24 protein-coding genes are annotated in these 22,707 nt (G+C 45.3%); 18 read left to right on the top strand and 6 right to left on the bottom strand.

What is annotated here, in order from left to right; genetic code table 11:
* Nucleotides 1-30 precede the first annotated feature (30 nt).
* The 5 genes from miaA (at nt 31) to hflC (ending at nt 4,982) form a co-directional block, all read left to right on the top strand.
* Entirely contained in the window at nt 31-978 is a 948-nt protein-coding gene (gene miaA / locus L4B77_RS14340; protein ID WP_429751229.1) for a tRNA (adenosine(37)-N6)-dimethylallyltransferase MiaA, read from the top strand.
* 178 nt (nt 979-1,156) lie between these two features.
* Nucleotides 1,157-1,420, top strand: a complete 264-nt coding sequence (gene hfq / locus L4B77_RS14335; RefSeq protein ID WP_261838704.1) for an RNA chaperone Hfq — start codon at nt 1,157-1,159, stop codon at nt 1,418-1,420.
* A gap of 44 nt (nt 1,421-1,464) precedes the next feature.
* Nucleotides 1,465-2,772: a ribosome rescue GTPase HflX gene (gene hflX, locus L4B77_RS14330; protein ID WP_261838705.1), complete on the top strand. Its 1,308-nt coding sequence runs from the start codon at nt 1,465-1,467 to the stop codon at nt 2,770-2,772.
* Nucleotides 2,773-2,799: 27 nt separating this feature from the next.
* The gene (gene hflK, locus L4B77_RS14325) at nt 2,800-3,999 is read left to right on the top strand and encodes an FtsH protease activity modulator HflK (protein ID WP_372041223.1); all 1,200 of its coding nucleotides are present in this window, start codon (nt 2,800-2,802) and stop codon (nt 3,997-3,999) included.
* 2 nt (nt 4,000-4,001) lie between these two features.
* Entirely contained in the window at nt 4,002-4,982 is a 981-nt protein-coding gene (gene hflC, locus L4B77_RS14320) for a protease modulator HflC (protein WP_372041222.1), read from the top strand.
* Nucleotides 4,983-5,115: 133 nt separating this feature from the next.
* On the opposite strand, the gene L4B77_RS14315 is transcribed toward hflC, so the two are convergent.
* Nucleotides 5,116-5,304 carry a DUF2065 domain-containing protein gene (locus L4B77_RS14315; protein ID WP_372041221.1) on the bottom strand — a complete coding sequence of 63 codons (189 nt, stop codon included), beginning with the start codon at nt 5,302-5,304 and terminating at the stop codon, nt 5,116-5,118.
* A 172-nt stretch (nt 5,305-5,476) separates the two neighbouring features.
* Between L4B77_RS14315 and L4B77_RS14310 the strand changes: the two genes are divergently transcribed.
* The 3 genes from L4B77_RS14310 to motX all read left to right on the top strand — a co-directional run bounded on the left by L4B77_RS14310 (nt 5,477) and on the right by motX (nt 7,729).
* Nucleotides 5,477-6,793: an adenylosuccinate synthase gene (locus L4B77_RS14310; RefSeq protein ID WP_372066882.1), complete on the top strand. Its 1,317-nt coding sequence runs from the start codon at nt 5,477-5,479 to the stop codon at nt 6,791-6,793.
* Between the two features lie 135 nt (nt 6,794-6,928).
* Complete coding sequence (locus L4B77_RS14305) at nt 6,929-7,081, top strand: hypothetical protein (RefSeq protein ID WP_261838710.1); 153 nt, start codon at nt 6,929-6,931, stop codon at nt 7,079-7,081.
* Nucleotides 7,082-7,093: 12 nt separating this feature from the next.
* The gene (motX, locus tag L4B77_RS14300; RefSeq protein WP_261838711.1) at nt 7,094-7,729 is read left to right on the top strand and encodes a flagellar protein MotX; all 636 of its coding nucleotides are present in this window, start codon (nt 7,094-7,096) and stop codon (nt 7,727-7,729) included.
* 181 nt (nt 7,730-7,910) lie between these two features.
* On the opposite strand, the gene L4B77_RS14295 is transcribed toward motX, so the two are convergent.
* Complete coding sequence (locus tag L4B77_RS14295) at nt 7,911-9,320, bottom strand: amidohydrolase (RefSeq protein ID WP_429751225.1); 1,410 nt, start codon at nt 9,318-9,320, stop codon at nt 7,911-7,913.
* A 246-nt stretch (nt 9,321-9,566) separates the two neighbouring features.
* Here L4B77_RS14295 and rnr point away from each other — a divergent pair, with 246 nt between their 5' ends.
* The 5 genes from rnr (at nt 9,567) to rplI (ending at nt 14,604) form a co-directional block, all read left to right on the top strand.
* The gene (gene rnr, locus L4B77_RS14290; RefSeq protein WP_429751223.1) at nt 9,567-12,062 is read left to right on the top strand and encodes a ribonuclease R; all 2,496 of its coding nucleotides are present in this window, start codon (nt 9,567-9,569) and stop codon (nt 12,060-12,062) included.
* 172 nt (nt 12,063-12,234) lie between these two features.
* On the top strand, nt 12,235-12,972 hold the full coding sequence (gene rlmB, locus L4B77_RS14285; RefSeq protein WP_261838714.1) for a 23S rRNA (guanosine(2251)-2'-O)-methyltransferase RlmB: 738 nt from the start codon (nt 12,235-12,237) through the stop codon (nt 12,970-12,972).
* 359 nt (nt 12,973-13,331) lie between these two features.
* On the top strand, nt 13,332-13,754 hold the full coding sequence (gene rpsF / locus L4B77_RS14280) for a 30S ribosomal protein S6 (protein ID WP_429751221.1): 423 nt from the start codon (nt 13,332-13,334) through the stop codon (nt 13,752-13,754).
* 131 nt (nt 13,755-13,885) lie between these two features.
* Complete coding sequence (rpsR, locus tag L4B77_RS14275) at nt 13,886-14,113, top strand: 30S ribosomal protein S18 (RefSeq protein WP_000090472.1); 228 nt, start codon at nt 13,886-13,888, stop codon at nt 14,111-14,113.
* Nucleotides 14,114-14,151: 38 nt separating this feature from the next.
* Nucleotides 14,152-14,604 carry a 50S ribosomal protein L9 gene (rplI, locus tag L4B77_RS14270; protein WP_010434182.1) on the top strand — a complete coding sequence of 151 codons (453 nt, stop codon included), beginning with the start codon at nt 14,152-14,154 and terminating at the stop codon, nt 14,602-14,604.
* A 145-nt stretch (nt 14,605-14,749) separates the two neighbouring features.
* Here the strand turns inward: rplI and L4B77_RS14265 are convergent, their stop codons facing one another.
* On the bottom strand, nt 14,750-15,610 hold the full coding sequence (locus tag L4B77_RS14265) for a DUF481 domain-containing protein (RefSeq protein WP_372041217.1): 861 nt from the start codon (nt 15,608-15,610) through the stop codon (nt 14,750-14,752).
* 175 nt (nt 15,611-15,785) lie between these two features.
* Here L4B77_RS14265 and L4B77_RS14260 point away from each other — a divergent pair, with 175 nt between their 5' ends.
* The gene (locus L4B77_RS14260) at nt 15,786-17,177 is read left to right on the top strand and encodes a replicative DNA helicase (RefSeq protein WP_261838715.1); all 1,392 of its coding nucleotides are present in this window, start codon (nt 15,786-15,788) and stop codon (nt 17,175-17,177) included.
* A 6-nt stretch (nt 17,178-17,183) separates the two neighbouring features.
* Complete coding sequence (gene alr, locus L4B77_RS14255; RefSeq protein ID WP_372093952.1) at nt 17,184-18,269, top strand: alanine racemase; 1,086 nt, start codon at nt 17,184-17,186, stop codon at nt 18,267-18,269.
* A 167-nt stretch (nt 18,270-18,436) separates the two neighbouring features.
* On the opposite strand, the gene L4B77_RS14250 is transcribed toward alr, so the two are convergent.
* Nucleotides 18,437-18,862, bottom strand: coding sequence for a secondary thiamine-phosphate synthase enzyme YjbQ (locus tag L4B77_RS14250; protein WP_429751185.1), 426 nt, complete (start codon nt 18,860-18,862; stop codon nt 18,437-18,439).
* A gap of 326 nt (nt 18,863-19,188) precedes the next feature.
* Between L4B77_RS14250 and pgi the strand changes: the two genes are divergently transcribed.
* Nucleotides 19,189-20,841: a glucose-6-phosphate isomerase gene (gene pgi, locus L4B77_RS14245; protein WP_429751183.1), complete on the top strand. Its 1,653-nt coding sequence runs from the start codon at nt 19,189-19,191 to the stop codon at nt 20,839-20,841.
* A gap of 165 nt (nt 20,842-21,006) precedes the next feature.
* Here the strand turns inward: pgi and L4B77_RS14240 are convergent, their stop codons facing one another.
* Nucleotides 21,007-21,468 carry a chemotaxis protein CheX gene (locus L4B77_RS14240; RefSeq protein ID WP_261838719.1) on the bottom strand — a complete coding sequence of 154 codons (462 nt, stop codon included), beginning with the start codon at nt 21,466-21,468 and terminating at the stop codon, nt 21,007-21,009.
* Nucleotides 21,469-21,485: 17 nt separating this feature from the next.
* Nucleotides 21,486-21,932 carry a zinc uptake transcriptional repressor Zur gene (zur, locus tag L4B77_RS14235; RefSeq protein WP_261838720.1) on the bottom strand — a complete coding sequence of 149 codons (447 nt, stop codon included), beginning with the start codon at nt 21,930-21,932 and terminating at the stop codon, nt 21,486-21,488.
* Nucleotides 21,933-22,157: 225 nt separating this feature from the next.
* Here zur and L4B77_RS14230 point away from each other — a divergent pair, with 225 nt between their 5' ends.
* Both L4B77_RS14230 and L4B77_RS14225 read left to right on the top strand, forming a co-directional pair.
* Nucleotides 22,158-22,361 (top strand): hypothetical protein, encoded by a 204-nt coding sequence (locus L4B77_RS14230; RefSeq protein WP_429751181.1) that lies wholly within the window; start codon nt 22,158-22,160, stop codon nt 22,359-22,361.
* Nucleotides 22,361-22,707 (top strand): hypothetical protein (locus L4B77_RS14225; RefSeq protein WP_429751179.1); only part of this gene is annotated, 347 nt, incomplete at its 3' end. The genes L4B77_RS14230 and L4B77_RS14225, both read left to right, overlap by 1 nt.

Genomic DNA, 22,707 nt, shown 5'->3' with positions numbered 1-22,707 from the left:
GCTATTACAGAGAAACAAATACTAAATATCATGACTGAAAAATTACCTTTAGCGTTGTTTTTAATGGGCCCGACGGCATCAGGAAAAACAGATTTAGCTATCCGCTTACGTCAGAAATACCCGGTAGAGATCATCAGTGTTGATTCGGCATTGATCTATAAAGACATGGATATTGGCACCGCTAAACCTGATGCGGAAGAGCTTAAGCTCGCCCCCCATCGTTTGATTGATATTCTGGATCCAAGTGAAGCGTATTCTGCGGCAGATTTTCGTCGCGATGCGATCAATGAAATGAATAAAATTGTAGCGGAAGGCAAAATTCCGCTACTTGTTGGCGGAACCATGTTGTATTACAAGGCATTGTTGGAAGGTTTATCGCCACTACCCGCCGCCGATCATGAGATTCGTAAGCAGATTGAAGCGGAATCGATCGAACAAGGTTGGCACGCTCTGCATGATCAATTAAGAGAGATAGATCCCGTATCCGCTGAAAGAATACACCCAAATGATCCACAAAGGCTTTCAAGGGCATTGGAAGTTTATAGAATTTCGGGTAAAACATTAACAGAGCTAACTCAAACGAAAGGCGATAGCCTGCCATTTCGTGTTAAACAATTTGCTATAGCTCCCAAGGAAAGGGCTGAACTCCATCGTCGCATTGAGTTGCGTTTCGATAAGATGATAGAAGCGGGATTTGAAGAGGAAATGAAGGCGTTGTACGGCAGAGAAGATCTTCACCCCGAACTGCCATCGATTCGATGCGTTGGTTATCGGCAGATGTGGGACTATTTAGACGGTAATTGCACTTTAGATGAAGCGGTTTTTCGTGGTGTCTGTGCAACCCGTCAGTTGGCCAAGCGACAAATCACCTGGTTGCGCAGCTGGAATGATTTAACTTGGTTAGATAGCGAAAACATTGAACACGCGCTAGAAACTCTTTCAGATGCAATAGCATCTGATGAGCATAGCTGTGTATAATGTGATCGCTTTTGCGTGAATATACTCTGGCAAGGATCCGTTATTGAGGCTTTTAAGAAATCACAGCCTTTCAATAACAACGGAGTTTTTTTATTCATTTAGCTCAGATGCAAAGGCCGCACCTTTTTGTGCACCACTAGCTAAATAATTACAACAAAATACAAATAAGGAAAATAAAATGGCTAAGGGGCAATCGCTACAAGACCCATTCCTAAATGCACTCCGCCGTGAGCGCATTCCAGTCTCTATCTATCTTGTCAACGGCATTAAGCTACAAGGTCAGATCGAGTCTTTCGATCAATTCGTGATCTTATTGAAAAATACGGTAAACCAAATGGTTTACAAGCATGCGATCTCTACCGTGGTTCCTGCTCGTGCAGTGAGTCACCACAGCGGTGAGCAACGTGCGGCTTCTGATCGTCCAGAGAAGACTGAAGATTAATCGTTTAATTGATACAGCTTACGCTGTAATAAGGAGTTGGTTGCTTGTTTGACCGTTATGAAGCAGGTGAGCGAGCCGTACTTGTTCATATCAACTTCACGCAAGAGGGAGAATGGGAAGACCTAAGCGAATGTGAAATGCTGGTCTCCTCTGCCGGGGTAGAAACGCTACAAGTCATTACAGGTAGCCGACAATCCCCGCTCCCTAAATACTACGTTGGAGAGGGTAAAGCCCTAGAAATCGCTCAAGCTGTTCAGTTGACCGGGGCTGAAATTGTGATTTTTAACCATTCTCTCTCTCCTGCCCAAGAGCGAAATCTGGAACAGTTGTGCAAATGTCGTGTGATTGATCGCACGGGCTTAATCTTAGATATCTTTGCACAGCGTGCACGAACTCACGAAGGTAAGTTACAAGTTGAGCTTGCTCAGCTTCGTCATATTTCTACCCGATTGATTCGTGGTTGGACTCACCTCGAAAGGCAAAAAGGGGGTATTGGTCTTCGTGGTCCAGGTGAAACTCAACTGGAAACCGATCGACGCTTGTTGCGTGACCGTATAAAAGCAATATTACGTCGTTTGGCGAAAGTGGCTAAACAGCGTGAACAAGGACGACGTGCTCGTCATCGAGCTGAAATCCCAACGATTTCTTTGGTTGGTTATACCAACGCAGGAAAATCAACACTTTTCAATCGCATCACCAGTGCCGGTGTTTATGCGGCAGACCAACTGTTTGCCACTCTAGACCCAACACTGCGCAAGATTGATTTGGCAGATGTCGGGCCGGCAATTCTCGCAGACACCGTCGGTTTTATCCGTCATCTACCACACGATTTAGTTGCGGCATTCAAGGCAACGTTACAAGAGACACAGGAAGCTGACATTTTGTTACATGTTGTTGATGCCAGTGATGACCGCTTTCGTGAGAACATTCAGGCGGTTCATGAAGTATTAGAAGAAATCGATGCTCATGAAGTGCCGACCCTTGTAGTCATGAATAAAATTGACTGCATGGAAGATCAAAAACCTCGAATTGAAAGAGACGAAGAGGGCGCACCTCGCGCTGTTTGGGTTTCTGCAATGGAAGGAGAAGGTATTGAACTGCTGTTTGAAGCTTTAACTGAGCGTTTAGCGAGTCAGATGGTTCAATTCCGGTTGTGCATTCCCCATCAACATCAGGGCCGAATTCGTAGTTTATTCTTTGAGATGAAATGTATTCAACAGGAAGAGTATGATGAAAATGGTAACTTGTTGATAGATATCCGAATGCAACAAATAGATTGGTCTAAACTTGAAAAAAGAGAAGGGGCGCTCTTAGGTGACTTTATCGTTACCAAAGAGACTGCTACAGTATAACGTCATATCAAATGATGGAGCTTTCTAATGGCGTGGAATGAGCCTGGAAATAACAACAACGGCGATAATAACGGCCGCGATAACGACCCTTGGGGTAAGAACAATAATCGCGGCGGCCGAGATCAAGGACCGCCAGATTTAGACGAGGTGTTTAGTAAACTGAGTCAAAAATTAGGTGGCAAGTTTGGTAAAAAAGGTGGTAACGGTAACGGGGCCTCGAGTGGTGGCGGTGCGATTGGCTTTGGTGTCATTGCCGTTATTGCGATTGCTATCTGGTTCTTCTCTGGTTTCTATACCGTTGGCGAAGCAGAAAGAGCGGTCGTACTTCGACTGGGTCAATTCGACCGTATCGAAGAGCCGGGTCTTAACTGGCGCCCTCGCTTCATTGATGAAATCAAAGACGAACAGCTCGTAAACGTTCAAGCGATTCGTTCTCTACGTGCGTCAGGCACCATGCTGACCAAAGACGAAAACGTTGTGACTGTTGAAATGGGTGTTCAATACCGTATTTCTGACCCATACAAGTACTTGTATCGTGTGACGAATGCGGACGACAGTTTACGTCAAGCGACAGACTCTGCGCTTCGTGCGGTTATTGGTGATTCACTAATGGATAGTATCCTAACCAGTGGTCGTCAACAGATTCGCCAAAGCACTCAAAAAACACTCAACCGTATTATCGATAGCTACGATATGGGCATTCTTATTGTTGATGTGAACTTCCAGTCAGCACGTCCACCTGAGCAAGTGAAAGATGCATTTGATGATGCTATTGCTGCTCGTGAGGATGAAGAACGTTTCGAACGTGAAGCTGAAGCATACCGAAATGATATTCTTCCAAAGGCAACAGGTCGTGCTGAACGTTTGAAGAAAGAAGCGGTGGGTTATTCTGAGCGCATAGTTAACGGTGCTTTAGGTCAAGTGGCTCAGTTCGAGAAACTGCTACCTGAATACCAAGCAGCGCCTGAAGTAACACGTAACCGTATGTACCTAGATACAATGGAAAAAGTGTACTCAAGCACATCGAAAGTTCTGATTGATTCTGAATCAAGTGGTAATTTGTTGTACTTACCAATTGATAAGCTAGGCGCTCAAGGTGGAGCTCAGTCGGGTAACCGCCCTGTAAAAGCACCGTCGACTTACGATAAAATTGAACTAGAAACTCAAGCCGATCCAAAGTCTAGCACTCAAACTCGTTCAGATAGTTCACGTCAAGGGAGATACTAGTAATGCGTAAGTTAATGATCCCTGTATTGGTTGTTGTGTTGGCTTTAATGCTAATGTCAGTGTTTGTGATTCATGAAGGCGAGCGCGGTATCGTGATTCGTTTTGGCCGTGTATTGAAAGATAGCAATGAGATCTCTCGTATCCATGAGCCTGGTTTGCATTTTAAGCTGCCACTGTTTGACCGTGTGAAAACTCTGGACGCTCGTATCCAAACAATGGACGGCCGTTCTGACCGCTTTGTAACGTCTGAGAAAAAAGACGTTATCATCGATTCTTACGTTAAATGGCGTATCAAAGACTTTGGTCAATATTACTTAGCAACCGGTGGTGGTAACTCACTGACGGCTGAGGCGCTTCTTGAACGCAAAGTCACGGATGTATTACGTTCTGAAATCGGTTCTCGTGAAATCAAGCAGATCGTTTCTGGTCCACGTAATAAAGATGTATTACCGGAAGCCGATGATGCTGACGTAGTGACAACTGAAGCGGCTAAAGAAGCGTTAGAAGTTGATGGTCAGCGCGATAAGATCATGGAAAACGTCTTGTCTGATACTCGTGAGAGTGCATTGAAAGATCTGGGTGTTGAAGTGGTTGACTTCCGTATGAAGAAAATCAACCTTCCAGATAACATCAGTGACTCAATCTACAAGCGTATGCGTGCAGAGCGTGAGTCGGTTGCTCGTAAACACCGTTCTCAAGGTCGCGAAAAAGCGGAAATCATCCGCGCTCAAGCTGAGCTAGAAGTGGCAACAGTTCTTGCTGAAGCTGACCGTACTGCTCGAGTGACTCGTGGTGATGCTGATGCAAAAGCGGCGAAGATCTACTCTGATGCTTTCAGTAAAGATCCTGAGTTCTACAGTTTCATGCGTTCGCTGCAAGCTTATGAAACATCATTTAGCGATAAGAGCGACATTCTGGTATTGGATCCGAAGACAGACTTCTTCCAATACATGAACCAAGCTAGTGGTGCTCCAGCAAAATAAGCGGGTTCGTTAATCTATTAACGAAGTACATAGAAATCAAAAGGCTCCTATTACGGGAGCCTTTTTGTTTTTATTCTTTTGCAGGTTGCATCTTCGAGGGAAATCGAACGGCAGAGTCGTACTTTAAGAAAACCTAGCGATAGGTCATAAAAGCGATAACTGCTCCAGCGACAACAAGACAACCTCCAATACGGCGCAGTTGAGTGTCTGGCTGTTGACTGAGCTGGGCGACCATATTTCTCCAGCCGTTTGGCGCAAGTAAGGGACCGAGCCCTTCAACGATAAGAACGAGACCAATGGCAAGCCAAATTGAATGAGACATAATGCTGCCTTTTGTTTATAAAAATACAATGATATCAGTATCTTTATATATCTGCCCTTAGTTATCGTTGGTTTATTTTTGAACAGATTTAACCATTATGAACAAAAAATGACTGCAAGAAATGTGATTCGGTGCTAGAATCCATTTTTAATTAGCAACAGAAATTGGAAAGATGGGAAATAACGTAGTTGTTCTAGGCACCCAATGGGGTGACGAAGGGAAAGGTAAAATCGTTGACCTTTTAACTGAAGATGCAAAATACGTGGTTCGCTACCAAGGCGGTCACAATGCAGGTCATACACTTGTAATTGACGGTGAAAAAACCGTTCTTCACTTAATTCCATCAGGTATCCTACGCGATAACGTTAAATGTGTTATCGGTAACGGTGTAGTATTATCGCCTGACGCACTTCTTAAAGAAATGAAACCTCTTGAAGATCGCGGTATTCCAGTACGTGAACGTCTTTTCATCTCTGAAGCTTGTCCTCTAATTCTTCCGTACCACATTGCAATCGACAACGCGCGTGAAGTCGCTCGTGGCGCTAAAGCTATCGGTACAACGGGTCGTGGTATCGGTCCAGCTTACGAAGATAAAGTTGCTCGTCGCGGTCTACGTGTTGGCGACCTTTTCGATAAAGAAGCCTTTGCTGAGAAGCTAAAAGTCGTGATGGAGTTCCACAACTTCCAACTAGAGCACTTCTACAAAGCTGAAACAGTAAGCTACGAAGAAGTACTTGAGCAAGCGATGGGCTACGCAGACATGTTAACTGCGATGGTTATCGACGTAACAGACGAACTAGACGCAGCACGCAAGCGCGGCGACAAAATCATGTTCGAAGGTGCTCAAGGTACGCTACTTGATATCGACCACGGTACTTACCCATACGTAACGTCTTCTAATACAACGGCTGGCGGTGTTGCTGCTGGTTCGGGTTTCGGTCCTCGTCACATCGGCTATATCCTTGGTATCACTAAGGCTTACTGTACTCGTGTTGGTTCAGGTCCATTCCCAACTGAGCTATACGATGGCCTTGAGAAGCAAGATCCAGTCGGTAAGCACCTAGGTGAAGTTGGCCACGAATTTGGTGCAACAACCGGTCGTCTACGTCGTACTGGTTGGTTCGATGCTGTCGCTATGCGCCGCGCAATCCAAATCAACTCTCTATCTGGTATCTGTCTAACTAAATTAGACGTTCTAGATGGCCTAGAAGAACTAAAAATCTGTACTGGTTACAAGATGAAAGACGGTTCTATTCTAGAGGTTTCTCCAATGGCTGCTGAGTCGTTCGAAGAAGCAACACCAATCTACGAAACAATGCCAGGTTGGAGTGAAAATACATTTGGTGCTAAGACCATTGATGGGCTTCCAAAAGCCGCTCTTGACTACATCAAGCGTATTGAAGATCTGACAGGTGTTCCAATTGATATTATATCAACGGGCCCTGATCGTAATGAAACGATCATCAAGGTCCACCCATACGGCGTGTAATGCTTGTTTGAATTGATTATCACACGGCACTAATAGTGCGTTGTGAGTCAATAGTTTCTAAAAGCCGACTTTATTAAGTCGGCTTTTTAGTACCTGAAATTTAACCGCACAGCACTGAGTGGTGAACTTTTATGCGTGATTAGGCAGAAAATTGCCGGTGTGTGGCAACTTTTGTCTAAAGCCATCAAGGTTATTGCCGATACAGATATCATGGAAAGTGAAGTTCACCCTATTTTGTTACGTGCAGATACTGCCGTTACCTCAATAGATAACTTTAGTGACAGATAACAGAGTGCAGGTATGAAGCTACAAATTGTGGCAGCTTCATTGATAATGGCGCTGATCTCACCCTTGAGTCATGCAAATTTGACTGATGTGGGAGACCCCGTTCCAATATATACAGAAGCTGAGCTGATTAAGTTAATTGAAAATAATCAACACCTTGAACGTGTAAAAGCTGATCAATGTCAGCTAGTAGAAGATATTGTTGCGCGTGCAACACGTATTAATTTGCCTTCTTATGAGTTTTTATACGGAGACATGTTGGCGTGGGGCGTGTGTGTGCCACAAGATGTAGAGCTAGGCCTTTACTACATGGAGAGTGCCGCACATCAAGGTTTACCCGCGGCACTAGAGCAGTTAGGGCGTTATTACTCTCGTGGTACCTTGGTTCAGCAAGACAAAGAGCGCGCGATTCCTTATCTACGTGAGGCGGCTGCTATGGGGAATCTGAATGCCAGTATCCACTTAGCGGAACTTTTGCTGCATGATTATGGTAGCCCATTGGATTATGAAGATGCCTATCGCTGGTTGTATAACTCAGTAACGGCGGATCAAAGACAGCATAAACGTATCGCTATGCTTAGAAGCGGTTTAGAGCAGAGAATGCCAGACAATATTATTGCGCGAGCAAAACGCCGAGACGTATTCTGGTAATCGCCATCTCTATCTAGGGATAGTCAATGCTGAATAGACTTGATGATCAACACCTGCACTCGTAAATCATCAATCTCAATGCAGAGAGAAATAGAAAGGCCTCGTTGGTGAGTATCAACGAGGCCTTTTTGATCTGAACGAATATAATTATTCGAACAAGACAGAGTTTTCTGATAAGTCGTTATTGAACAACTTCACCAGACTTAATGACCGTTTCGCGAACAATGTTAGTAAAATCGAGCGCTTCTTGACGAATCTTGTTTTCATCGACGGTTAACATGTTGCGGTCTTGCATGATGAGCTTACCGTCAACAATCGTATGGCGAACATTACCCGAGTTAGCCGAGTAGACTAATGCTGAGTATGGGTTATATATTGGAATCATATTGGGAGCTTTAGTATCGATCACGATGATATCGGCGAGCTTACCCGTCTCAAGAGAGCCGATCTTATCTTCCATGTGCAGTGCTTTTGCCGCGCCCATGGTTGCCATATCGATCACTTTGATTGGAGGCATTGCTGCTCGATCTTTGTTGACTAACTTATGAACCTTAGCCACTTGGTTGAACTCATCGATGGTGCTCAGCGTGTTGCCCGACATTGGTCCATCGGTCCCTAAACCAATACGTACATTTTCGTCATACATCTTAAGTGCTGGTGATACGCCTTTTGCTGACTTGATGTTGGCACTCATGTTATGAGCAACGCCCATATCTGATTTCTTCACCAGTTCGATATCATGATCATCCACTAGGATCATGTGTGCACCAATAAGGTTCTTATTCAGTGCACCGATGCTATCCATGTACTGAACAGGAGATAACCCTCCTGAACGCTCGGCGATTTTCTCTTTTTCACGGTGTGATTCGGCGAGGTGAATCATGACCGGAACATCTAAATCTAAAGACAGTTTAGAGATTTTTTGCAGAACCTCTGTGGTATTCGTGTAAGGTGCATGTGGAGCAAAAGCGGGTGTGATGCGCGGGTGATCTTTGTATTCATTAATGAAGTTCAACGCGTATTTGATGCCTTCTTCTGCGTTCGCAGCATCGGCGACTGGGAACTTAATCACCGTTTCGCCGAGGATGGCACGCATGCCGATTTTATCGACGGTTTTCGCGACTTCATCTTCAAAGTAGTACATATCGGCGTAAGTCGTCACACCGCCTTTCACCATTTCGACGTTCCCTAGGTTAGCACCAATGCGCACCATGTCTCGGGACACCAGTTTTTTCTCTAATGGGAAGATGTAGCGGTGAAGGCGATCGGGCACATCATCGGCCAACGAACGGAAAACCGTCATTGATACGTGAGTATGAGTATTAATGAGACCGGGCATCACGATATCGCCATCTACATCTAACACTTGCTTTGCTTGGTACTGTTTCTCTAATGAAGCGTCACCCACGGCAATAATTTTATTGTCTTTCACGACAACCGTTCCGTGCTCATAAACCGTTTTGTCTTGGTTCATAGTAAGAACCATCGCATCGGTAATCATTAAGTCCGCTTTTTCCATTGCAGAACTCGCAAAAGGAAAGAGAGTGAGGCTTGCTATGGCTGAAGCCATGAGGGTACGTTTTAGTTTCATATCAATACTCAGAACAGGAGTGGATAAATTGCGTGGATAATAGTGTATTTCACTCATGGCGCAAACGTTTGTTTTGCCATTTTTTTAAAATCATAATGATCAACGTGGTGAGAAAATAAGTTTCACTGAGTCAGCATAGCCATCAATCTGAGGTTATTTTGGGCTTTTCCAAAGCATATCTGTAGCTTACCTCTAGCATCAGATATACTAGGGGTATATACATTCCTTGCTTAAGCAGGCCCGCCTATGTCAAAAAACACACCGATGCCAGAAAATACGACAACCACTGTTGATCCTTTTGCTGACCGAGAGTCGAAAAACTACGAAAACCCAGTCCCAAGCCGAGAGTTCATTATTTCGTTTCTAACAGAGGCGAATATTCCGATGAACCGCAACGATCTATTCGAAGCTTTGGGTTTGGCTGGAGAGGATCAATATGAAGGGCTACGCCGCCGTTTACGTGCAATGGAGCGTGATGGGCAGCTTATCTTTACCCGTCGTCAGTGCTACGCATTGCCTGAGAAGATGGAGCTGATCAAAGGCTATGTAATTGGTCATAAAGACGGTCATGGCTGGGTACGCCCAGACGGCAGTGTCGGTAAAGACAACGACATCGTGCTGCCGCACCATCAGATGAAAACCATCATGCACGGTGATTACGTATTGGTTCAGCCGACTGACAACAGTAAGCGTGGTCGTCGTGAGGGGCGCTTGGTTCGTGTGCTTGAAGAGCGCACAACACCACTTGTTGGTCGCTTCTTCTTAGAGTACGGCCATTCTTATGTTGTGGCTGATGATTCGCGTATCAGTCATGACATCCAGATCCCAACGGAGCATAAAGGCGGTGCTCGAATGGGTAATGTGGTTGTGGTTGAAATTACGGATCGCGGTGGTCGCTCTCGAAACATGATGGGTAAAGTCACCGAAGTGCTTGGTGAAAACATGGCGCCGGGTATGGAAACGCAGATCGCGATCCGTACTCACCAGATCCCACAAGAGTGGCCTGAAGCGGTAGATAAGCAAATCGAAAACCTCGGTGAGGATGTTCCTGAAGAAGCAAAAGAAGGACGTGTTGATCTGCGTAAGCTGCCATTGGTTACCATTGATGGTGAAGATGCGCGTGACTTCGATGATGCGGTTTACTGTGAAGCGAAGAAAGGCGGCGGCTGGCGTCTATGGGTGGCGATTGCTGACGTAAGTTACTACGTTCGCCCAGATACGGCGCTAGACAAAGAAGCGATTAACCGAGGTAACTCGGTATACTTCCCATCACAAGTCGTGCCAATGCTGCCAGAAGTACTTTCTAACGGCCTATGTTCGTTGAACCCTCAAGTCGACCGTTTATGTATGGTGTGTGAGATGACTATCTCAGACAAAGGTAAGCTGTCGGGTTACAAGCACTACGAAGCAGTAATGAACTCTCATGCTCGTCTTACTTATAACAAAGTAGGCGCGATCTTAGATGGCAATGAAGAACTTCGTGAGCGTTACGAGCCAGAAGTACCGCATCTTGAAGAACTGCACAAAATGTACAAAGTTCTTAAGAAAACGCGTGATGAGCGTGGCGCGATTGAGTTTGAAACGGTAGAAACCAAATTTATCTTCAATGCGGATCGTAAGATCGACCGTATTGAACCGGTCATCCGTAACGATGCACACAAGATCATCGAAGAGTGTATGATTTTGGCGAACATCGCATCGGCATCTTACGTCGAGAAAGCGAAAGAGCCTGCTCTGTACCGTGTTCACGAAACTCCGGGCGAAGAGCGCTTAATGGGCTTCAAGAGCTTCTTAAGTGAATTAGGTTTAACGCTGGAAGGTGGTCTGTCGCCATCACCAGTAGACTATGCACAATTGATGCAACAGATTAACGAACGTGAAGACCGTGAATTAATCCAAACCATGCTACTTCGCTCAATGAAGCAAGCAGTCTACAACGCGGATAACGCGGGTCACTTTGGCTTAGCCCTTAAACGCTATGCTCACTTTACCTCGCCGATTCGTCGTTACCCTGACTTGCTACTGCACCGTGCGATTAAGTACCTCATTGCGAAAGAAGGTGGCCGTAACAGCGAACGTTGGACGCCAACCGGTGGTTACCACTACACTTTCGATGATATGGACTTCTACGGCGAGCAGTGTTCAATGACTGAGCGTCGTGCTGATGACGCAACGCGTGAAGTCAACGACTGGTTGAAGTGTGAATACATGCAAGACCATGTTGGCGAAGTGATGGATGGCGTGATTGCCAACGTGACTGGCTTCGGCTTCTTTGTTCGTCTCACTGAGCTGCACATTGATGGCTTGGTACATATCTCAGCGCTAGCGAATGATTACTACCAATTTGATGCTGTTGGTCAGCGTCTAGTAGGTGAAAGCTCTGGTAATGTCTACCGCTTGGGGGATTCAGTTAAAGTGAAGGTTTCGGCGGTTAATTTAGAAACTCGCCAAATTGACTTTGACTTAGAAGACACCGATCGTCAGCCGCGTGGTAAAGGTAAAACAGCCAAAAAGCGTGCAGCCGAAGCGATGAAAAAAGCCAAAAGTAAGAAGCGCTCCGCGGTTAAAAGTCATCAACCGGGCGTTGCGGCTAAGCCTTTAGTCGAGCCGACTAAGCGACCAGATGGAAGCAGCGAAAGCTCGGCTAAAAAGAAAAAGCCCGTGAATAAAACCGGTGCAGCGAAAGCTCGCGCCAAGAAAAAACGCTCGGCAAGCCGGAAACCAAAGGCTGATAAGTCTTAAGACAGATAGATCTTAAGGTTAATAAGGCGCTTGGCTAATCTGGTTTAGTGCCTAACTAATTTTATGCGAGAGTATCAGGCGCAAGACGCATGCTCTCGAAATGAACAACACAGAGAGGGATGCATCGGCATTGATGTCATTCTTCTCTGGGCAATAAGAGTAAGTTGAGACAATGAGTAACGAATTTATTTACGGTATTCACGCGGTGAAAGCCGTACTAGAAAAAGATCCAGCACGTTTTATCGAAGCGTATGTACTGAAAGGTCGTCAAGACGATCGCCTTCTACCATTATTGAATCAATTGCAGCAATTTGGTGTGTCGATTCAACAAATGGGCCGTAAGCCGCTGGATGAAAAAGCACAAGGTGCCAATCATCAAGGTATTATCGCTAAAGTGAAGCCTGCGAAGCAGCTTAACGAAACGCATCTCGATGATATATTAGCGCAACACGAACAGCCTTTGCTGTTGGTTCTAGACGGCGTAACAGACCCTCACAATCTAGGTGCTTGCCTACGCAACGCAGATGCCGCAGGTGTGGCTGCGGTTATCGTACCGAAAGACCGCTCTTCGCCATTAACAGCAACGGTCAGTAAGGTCGCGTGTGGTGCTGCTGAAACGGTTCCTCTTGTACGTGTAACCAACCTAGCTCGCACAATGCGTGCACTGCAAGAGCAGGGCGTATGGTTTGTGGGTACGGCAGGTGAAGCCACCCATGATATCTACCAAGCGAAGCTAACCGGTCCTCTGGCGATTGTGATGGGGGCTGAAGGTGACGGTATGCGTCGTCTAACGCGTGAAACTTGTGATGACCTGATCAAGATCCCAATGGCTGGTAGTGTGTCAAGCTTGAATGTTTCTGTAGCATCAGGTATTTGCTTATTCGAAGCCGTAAGACAGCGTTTAGCTTAATTTCGTTAGGCTCAGAAATATTAACGCTTGCTTCTGAATGATTCGACTTAGTCACGTTTCGTTTCGTGATGCTGTCTACACAAGATGTTGAAGAGATGTAAGTTATTGAATTTATTAACGCTCACGGCATGCTGGTGGGCGTTTCTTTTTGGGCAGCTTTAGTAAAACGTGTTGGTTTATTAGATGGCTAGATGTCGGCAGGAAAACTGTTTCATTATTAGCCAAATACCACTTGCCAATACCGGGTTCTTTCTATAATATTTGCCGTCCTTAAAACTCGGTCATTTTTCTTTAGTTCCTTGCTTCCCTTGGACGACCGAGCCTTTCGTGGAAGCTAATAATCCGTAAGGAGCAACCAAATGCGTCATTATGAAATCGTATTCATGGTTCACCCTGATCAAAGCGAGCAAGTTGCTGGCATGATCGAGCGTTACACTGGTTCAATCACTGAAGCTGGTGGTACTATCCACCGTCTAGAAGACTGGGGCCGCCGTCAAATGGCTTACCCAATCAACAAACTTCACAAAGCTCACTACGTTCTTATGAACGTTGAAGCTGGCCAAGAAGTGATGGACGAGCTAGAAACTGCTTTCCGTTTTAACGATGCAGTTCTACGTAACATGATCATGCGCACTAAAGGCGCGGTGACTGAGCAATCTATCATGCTTAAGCAAAAAGAAGAGCGTGCAGAGCGTGCTCCTCGTCGTGATGACCGTGATGACCGTGAAGAACGTGCACCACGTCGTGAAGAAGAAGCTAAGCCAGAAGCTGCTGCTGAGTAATTCTTTTTTGGCCGTTAGGTCATTAAATATTATTCAACTCGTTTAGGTATTTTCACTACAAGCATTTGCTTACGCTTATTTTTAAGCCAGTGTGAATACCGCATTATTAAATTTAGATCAGGAGATAGCCCATGGCTCGTTTCTTCCGTCGTCGTAAATTCTGCCGTTTTACTGCAGAAGGCGTACAAGAGATTGACTACAAAGACGTAGCAACTCTAAAAAACTACATCACTGAAGCTGGTAAAATTGTACCTAGCCGTATCACTGGTACAAGTGCTAAATACCAACGTCAGCTAGCTCGCGCTATCAAGCGTTCTCGTTACCTAGCACTACTGCCGTACACTGATAAACATCAGTAATCGGTAATAGTTAACAATAGTTTAAGAGGACTAAGATAATGCAAGTTATTCTACTTGATAAGATCGGTAACCTAGGTGGCCTTGGCGACCAAGTAAACGTTAAATCTGGTTACGCTCGTAACTTCCTTATCCCACAGGGTAAAGCAGTTATGGCAACTAAAGACAACGTTGCTATGTTCGAAACTCGTCGTGCTGAATTAGAAGCTAAAGTTGCTGAGCAACTAGCGGCTGCTGAAGCTCGTGCAGAGAGCGTTAACACTCTAGAAGGCGTTACAATCGCTTCTAAAGCTGGTGACGAAGGTAAACTATTCGGTTCTATCGGTACTCGTGACATCGCTGACGCTATTACAGCGGCAGGTGTTGCAGTAGCTAAGAGCGAAGTACGCCTACCTGAAGGCGCTCTACGTAACATCGGCGAATTCGAAGTAAGCATCCAACTTCACTCTGAAGTTTTTGCTACTGCGAAAATCGCTATCGTTGCAGCTGAGTAATTTCAGTACTAAGACGAATTCTTTCTTTTGAAAGTTTTAAACACCAGCTTCGGCTGGTGTTTTTTTATGTCTAAAAGGTTGGAAAAATAAGCGAGCATTGAAAACCCACATAGGCCCTAAACTCAGATTGACGATCAGGCTGTCATTAGAATTGGAAGAGTAGATTAACAGACAGCACGGAGTCTTGTTTGCTTAATCCGTTCGGCACTTTGTCATGGTATAGACGCGAGTGAGCAATCTTTAGCGCAATGTTTTCAGTAATATCGTTGATCGCTTCTAACTCGGTATCAAGCTTTCGATTGCTATGACCAGAGACTAATGTCATCTCCACTTTGAACTGCAAGTTCTTCAACACATGCCATGATGCATTCATATTGCCCCGAAAAATCGCTTCTTCAACAATCTCAGGAAAAATAATGTCATCGTCGTCTATCTCATCGAGGTTGGGGACTTGATAGCGAAAACCTGGCCCCAGTTCGACTTCCAACACAAATTTATCGGTATTAGAAAACTGATAACCCAACCCACTCGAAACAGTATAGTCCTTAAAGTAGGCGCTATAACGTGACTCGACACCTTTGAAGCTGCCGTAGAGATAGGTTTTTGGGCTTAACTTATAGTCACTCTGAGCGGAGTAGGTTGATTGCCTTTTGTCTTCTTCACCATCTTTATAGAGATTGTAGTATTTCCATTCAGCGCTGGTTCTGTGACGACCCGTCGTATATTCACCATTTAGACGCGCATTCAGTGAGCGAGAGTCTGAATTACCCGTATGCGACTGATATCCAAATTCGATTTCAGTCTTTAGCGGGTTGGGCAATTCAATATCTGCCGGTGCGCTCGCCATCTCTTTGTTTTCAGAGGTGGAGGCAACGACAGTAGGCTCAACTTCGACGGGGGGCAATGTTATAGAGTCGAGGATGGCATCAACAGAGGCTTTAGCATCTTCAGCTAACGCCAAAGGAGAGCTAAGGAGACCAATGCTCAGAGCCAATAACTTGGACACGCGTACCTCGATTATACAGTGAATGAATGGGTGAATCGTAATGCTACCCTTGGTGATTTCCGTCAGCAATAAGTAAATTATTCCTGAAGAATAAAACAAACGCTTAGGATCGGATTACAAATGGATGTTCTTGAGTATAATGAACGATCATTATTAGTTATTGAGTGTAGTCATAGTGGATACCAAAAGTCAGAAATCAGCCAACGCTCAGGTGGATGCCATCAAGGTCCCGCCACATTCATTAGAAGCTGAGCAATCTGTTATTGGCGGTTTGTTATTGGATAACGAACGCTGGGATACAGTTGCCGAAAAGGTCGTGGCCAAAGACTTTTATAGTCGTCCTCACCGTCTGATCTTTGAAGCGGCAAAAGACATCCTTGAAGACAGCTCTCCTCTGGATCTCATTACACTCTCTGAGCATTTAGAGTTGCGAGAGCAATTAGAGGAAGTCGGTGGCTTTGCCTACCTTGCCGATCTCGCGAAAAACACACCCAGTGCGGCCAACATCAATGCGTATGCAGATATCGTGGCACAGCGTGCACTTGTGCGCAGCCTGATTGGAGTGGCGAATGAAATAGCAGATTCAGGTTACGATCCTCAAGGTCGTACATCGGAAGAGTTGGTTGACCTGGCTGAAAGTAAAGTTTTCGCGATTGCCGAAGGCCGAGCGAGTGAAAATGAAGGGCCACAAAACGTTGATAGCATTCTAGAGAAGACGCTAGAACGTATCGAGATTCTGTACAAAACCCCACAAGATGGTGTGACCGGTGTTGATACTGGCTTTAATGATCTCAACAAGAAGACAGCAGGCCTACAGGGTTCTGACTTAATCATTGTTGCTGCGCGTCCATCGATGGGTAAAACCACGTTTGCGATGAACTTGTGTGAAAATGCGGCGATGAAACAAGACAAGCCTGTGTTGATTTTCTCGCTAGAGATGCCAGCCGAACAGTTGATGATGCGTATGTTGGCCTCGCTTTCTCGCGTAGACCAAACCAAGATTCGTACCGGTCAGTTAGACGATGAAGATTGGGCTCGTATCTCATCGAGTATGGGTATTCTGATGGATAAGAAGAATATGTATATCGATGACAGCTCGGGCTTAACACCAACAGAGGTGCGCTCGCGTGCTCGACGTATCGCTCGTGAGCATGATGGTCTCTCGATGATCATGATAGATTACCTTCAGTTAATGCGTGTCCCTTCGCTATCGGATAACCGTACTCTAGAAATTGCGGAAATTTCGCGCTCGCTCAAAGCACTCGCAAAAGAACTGAACGTTCCGGTTGTGGCACTTTCTCAGCTTAACCGTTCCCTAGAGCAACGTGCTGATAAGCGCCCAGTCAACTCGGATTTGCGTGAATCAGGTTCGATTGAGCAAGATGCCGATTTGATCATGTTCATCTATCGCGATGAGGTTTATAACCCAGACAGTTCACTAAAAGGCATCGCTGAGATTATCCTCGGTAAGCAACGTAACGGTCCTATTGGTTCGGTTCGTTTGACATTCCAAGGGCAACACTCCCGATTTGATAATTATGCAGGCCCTGCATTTGATGATGAGTAATCGTTCATGACTTACATGAAAGCGGCAACGGCGAGCATTGACTTAAACGCGCTCGAACATAACCTGAACCAGATAAAGTTGAAGGCTCCGCAGTGCAAGGTCATGTCGGTTGTAAAAGCCAACGGCTACGGACACGGCTTACTGCATATCGCTAAGCATTCAAAAAGCTCTGATGCTTTTGGTGTGGCGCGTATTGAAGAAGCACTGCAACTTCGTGCTGGTGGCATTGTTAAACCTATTTTGTTGCTGGAAGGGTTTTACTCTTCGTGCGATTTGCCAATCTTGGTGACCAATAACATCCAAACTGTGGTGCACTGTGAAGAGCAATTAAGCGCACTAGAGAATGCGGATTTGGAAACACCCGTTGTGGTATGGCTAAAAGTCGACAGTGGTATGCACCGATTAGGTGTTCGCCCTGAGCAATATCAGAACTTTGTTGAGCGTTTGCATCAATGTGCGAATGTTGCCAAACCTCTGCGTTACATGAGCCACTTCGGTTGTGCGGATGAACTGGATAGAGCCACCACTGTTGAACAGACAGCGCTTTTCTTGTCTCTTACCGAAGGTTGTGAAGGGGAGCGTTCACTGGCTGCCTCTGCGGGTTTACTCGCTTGGCCAGACAGTCACCTTGATTGGGTTCGTCCGGGAATCATCTCTTACGGTGTCTCTCCGTTTGTGGATAAATCAGCGCAAGCGCTAGGTTTTCTACCTGTGATGACCCTGACCTCACACCTGATTGCCGTTCGTGATGTAAAAGCCGGTGAAAGTGTCGGTTATGGCGCTAACTGGACCAGTGAGCGTGATACCAAGGTTGGTGTTATCGCGATTGGTTACGGAGATGGCTACCCTCGCACTGCGCCTAACGGCACGCCAGTGTTCGTTAACGGTCGAAAAGTACCGATCGCAGGACGAGTATCAATGGACATGCTAACGGTCGATCTCGGCCCTGATGCGGCCGATAAAGTCGGTGATGAAGCGACATTATGGGGTAAAGATTTACCTTCAGAAGAAGTGGCTGAACATATCGGCACTATCGCTTACGAGTTAGTCACTAAACTGACTTCACGTGTTGCGATGGAATATGTGAAGTAATGGCTTAACCAAAACTCGACAATACAAAAATCTGCTTTTATAAAACAGTGCATCAAAACGAAACGCTCTACTTTTTAGGGTGGCACAGAACCGTGTCACCCTTTTTTATGGGTTCCTTGCTTGCGATGTATGGCTGTTGAATGTCGAACCTATCGATAGCAGACGGATTAAAACGACTCACCTTGAATGGTCGCAATCACCGTACGGCTGCCACCACAATCGCGATGCTCACCTAAGTAAATGCCTTGCCATGTTCCTAAAGCTAAACGACCGTTCGTTATCGGTATTGTCACACTGGTGCCAAGTGTCGATGCTTTAATGTGGGCGGGTATGTCATCATCGCCTTCATCGATGTGTCTATAGTAGGGTGCTCGCTCGGGAACAAACTGATTGAAGTGCGACTCCATATCGGTACGGACAGTCGGATCGGCATTCTCATTGAGGGTAAGACTGGCCGAGGTATGTTGAATAAAGAGATGTAGTAAACCAACAGATAGACCATTGATATCGTTTACCTGTTGTTCAATTTCATCAGTAATGAGATGAAATCCCCGCTTTCGTGGTTTTAGGTATATCGTTTTCTGCAGCCACATACGCCATCCTCTATAATGTATTTGGAAAAAAAGTGGTTTAAGGCTATCTTTTTAACTTGAATTTATCCGGTTTCGCTCGCATCTAACTATGTTCGAGGGGTTTCCATCGCTGATCTTTCTATCAGGAAATCGAATCCTGATTTATCTCAAGGTACAGCTCTTCATATGCGGCATAATACGTCGTGAAAAAAAATTACAAAGAATCTTTCAGTGATGACGCGGTTTGGTCATCATAGAAAAATATAAACTTTCGCCTAATCGGGGGTTCTATTCATCACTTCGGTGACGTTTAGAATAAAACCTACAGTAACATCGGGATAGATACCATGTTGAAAAATATCAACCCAACGCAAACACAAGCGTGGAAAGCTCTAACGGCACATTTTGAATCTGCTCAAGATATGGATATGAAAGAGCTGTTTGCTCAAGATGCAAAGCGTTTCGAGAATTTTTCTGCTCGTTTCGGTTCAGACATCTTAGTCGATTACTCTAAGAATCTTATCGACGCTGAAACGATGCAGCACCTATTTGCTCTTGCGAACGAGACTGAAGTTAAGTCAGCAATCGAAGCAATGTTCGGCGGTGATGCAATCAACAAGACTGAAGGTCGTTCAGTTCTTCACACGGCTCTACGTAACCGTAGCGACAAGCCAGTAATGGTGGATGGCAAAGACGTAATGCCAGCCGTGAACGCAGTACTCGCAAAAATGGAACTGTTCACACACCGTATCGTTTCTGGTGAGTGGAAAGGTTACACAGGAAAAGCGATCACGGATGTTGTGAACATCGGTATCGGCGGTTCGGACCTTGGTCCATACATGGTGACTGAAGCACTTACGCCATACAAAACGCGCCTAAACATGCACTTCGTTTCGAACGTAGACGGCACTCACGTCGTTGAGACGCTTAAGCCTCTCAACCCAGAAACAACGCTATTCTTAGTGGCATCAAAAACATTCACGACTCAAGAAACAATGACTAACGCGCACTCTGCACGTGATTGGTTCTTGGCGGAAGCGGGTGATAACGCTCACGTTGCTAAGCACTTCGCAGCACTATCAACCAACGCAACAGCGGTCGCTGAGTTTGGTATTGATACTGACAACATGTTCGAATTCTGGGACTGGGTTGGTGGTCGTTACTCACTATGGTCTGCAATCGGTCTTTCTATCTCACTATCTGTTGGCTTCGATAACTTCGTTGAGCTACTAGAAGGTGCTCACGAGATGGATAACCACTTTGCTTCAACTGAGTTTGAAAGCAATATTCCAGTAATCCTTGCGCTTATCGGTATTTGGTACAACAACTTCCACGGCGCTGAGTCAGAAGCAATTCTACCTTACGATCAATACATGCACCGTTTTGCTGCTTACTTCCAGCAAGGCAACATGGAATCGAACGGTAAATTTGTGGATCGTGACGGAAACCCAGTAGAGTACCAAACAGGTCCTATCATCTGGGGTGAACCTGGTACAAACGGCCAGCACGCTTTCTACCAACTGATTCACCAAGGCACTAAGCTGATCCCATCAGACTTCATCGCGCCGGCTATCAGCCACAACCCAGCCTCTGATCACCACCAGAAGCTAATGTCTAACTTCTTTGCTCAAACTGAAGCGCTCGCTTTCGGTAAGACAAAAGAGACAGTAGAAGCTGAATTCCTAGCAGCGGGCAAAACAGCTGAAGAAGTGGCTGAGCTAGTACCTTTCAAAGTCTTTGAAGGTAACCGCCCAACGAACTCAATTCTTGTTAAGCAAATTACCCCTCGCGCTTTAGGCAACTTAATCGTGATGTACGAGCACAAGATCTTCGTTCAAGGTGTTATCTGGAACATCTTCAGCTTCGACCAATGGGGTGTAGAACTTGGTAAGCAACTGGCGAACCAAATTCTTCCAGAGCTGGCTGACGATGCGCAAGTAACGTCTCACGACAGCTCAACGAACGGTCTCATCAACGCATTTAAAGCACTTAAAGCTTAATTGAGTTAATAGCACCAAAAAAACGCCAACCTTCGGGTTGGCGTTTTTGTCTCTGTCGATCAAGCAAAGGCCACATCGCAGCCAATAAAAAAGGCTGACATATGGACGTCAGCCTTCTCAATTCTGAGTGGTTGTTTCGATAGCGATATATTTTAGCCGATGACTTTATTCGAAACAGATCTCGATGAAAGCATTGCCCCATTGAGAGGTGAACGGCATGATGATGATAGCCCCTTCACACTTGTGACGAATAGTATGGCCTTTACCTGAAACAACAATCGGGGTCGCCATATCGAAATCGAACCCGCTTTCAGCAAGAATGCGCTTGGCACCGCCAGTCACCATGTTGGTGATTTCACCCACCATATCGGTCACTTCTTCGTTTAAGCCATTTGGTCGCTCGCCTAGCATGTTTTCCATGATTTCTAGGGCAAGGCTCTCATCAAAAGTGATCGACATCGAGCCTCTAGACTGTGTTCCAACCATACCAATCAGGCCAGAAACATCACCACGAGCGATTTCATCTTTCTTAACTCTCGGTTTTTGTGGCTTTAACTCTAAGGAAGCCATCGTTTTTAGTACATTCATTAAAGAAGCTAAAAACGGGTTTACAAATTCAGCGCGCATAATGTTCTTCTATAATCTTATTCTTTCATATCAGAGGAGCAAGTTTGGCAAATGCCATGAGACTCAATAACGTGATTCGTTAATTGAAAACCGTGCTTCTCGGCGTTTTTAGCGAGTTGCTTGATAAGAGCATCGTCTTGTAGTTCTATGACTGTGCCACACTTATCGCAAATTAAGAGCTGCGAAAAATGTTGCTTCGCATTACATGAACAGCAACATATAAAGCTATTGGTTGACTCAACTCGATGAATGAAGCCTTGTTCCAACAAAAAATCTAAAGCGCGATAAACGGTAGGAGGTTTAGCTTGCGGTTCACTGACTTTCAATTGCTCTAACAATTCATAAGCACTAGAGGCTTTCCTATTAGAGAAAATGAGTTCAAACACTCGTTTTCTCTGAGGTGTTAGCCTAACTCCTCGCGATGTACATATCCCTTCAACTTGCTCTATTAATGTGTGGTCCAAATTTTTTCACCATTCAATTGGATATCCCCAATATAACACGATTTCTAGGGTGCTTCTTTTTAGGAGCCATTGATTTTTATTAAAGTCAGGTACAGGGCATATTGTGACCTACGACTTCGAATAAGACAAGTTAACTCAAAAGAACGGTGGGACTCAAGACATAACTGATTAATGAACCTTAACTATAGCTATTATGAATGAATTTGTGGAAAAATGATGGCATGCATGTGGCTAAAGGTTGACCTTGACCAACCATCCACTAAAAAGGGTTTAGCGTTACTTGGTGCAGGAGCGGCTTTGGTAGCTGGTCACCCTGAACTTATCACCGCTAGCGTATCGGCAGACGGTGTTCAATTCGGTGGCATTATTGGCGCAAGTGCTCCAATAGTATTTGGCCTATGGGAAACCCTACGCAACGAGTTCAAGTAATGGCAGAGTATCAAACATTAATAATCGCAGTTGCTAGCGCTTTATCTAGTGGAGTTGGTGTAGGTATAACCTTGAAAACGGATGTTAAGTGGATGCTCTTGATGATGGAAAAGATGGACGAGCGTTTGACGCGGTTGGAAAATAAAAGCCCTCAATCTGAACTGACCCCCAATAGTTGGACACCAATTATTGGGGGTCTTTTTATGTCCAAATATAGCCGAGAGCTAAAATGTATCATTGCTAAGCAATACTTAGATGGCACGTCATCTCTCTACTTAGCAAAACAATATTCAATTTCTTCAAGACAGATACGGTATTGGGCTCAAGTCTTTGCCATCCATGATAC

The sequence above is a fragment of the Vibrio minamisatsumaniensis genome, assembly GCF_050337445.1.
Taxonomy (GTDB): Bacteria; Pseudomonadota; Gammaproteobacteria; order Enterobacterales; family Vibrionaceae; genus Vibrio; species Vibrio artabrorum.
The sequence above is the reverse complement of the archived record's forward strand: the minus strand, read 5'-3'. Positions and strand labels throughout refer to the sequence as shown.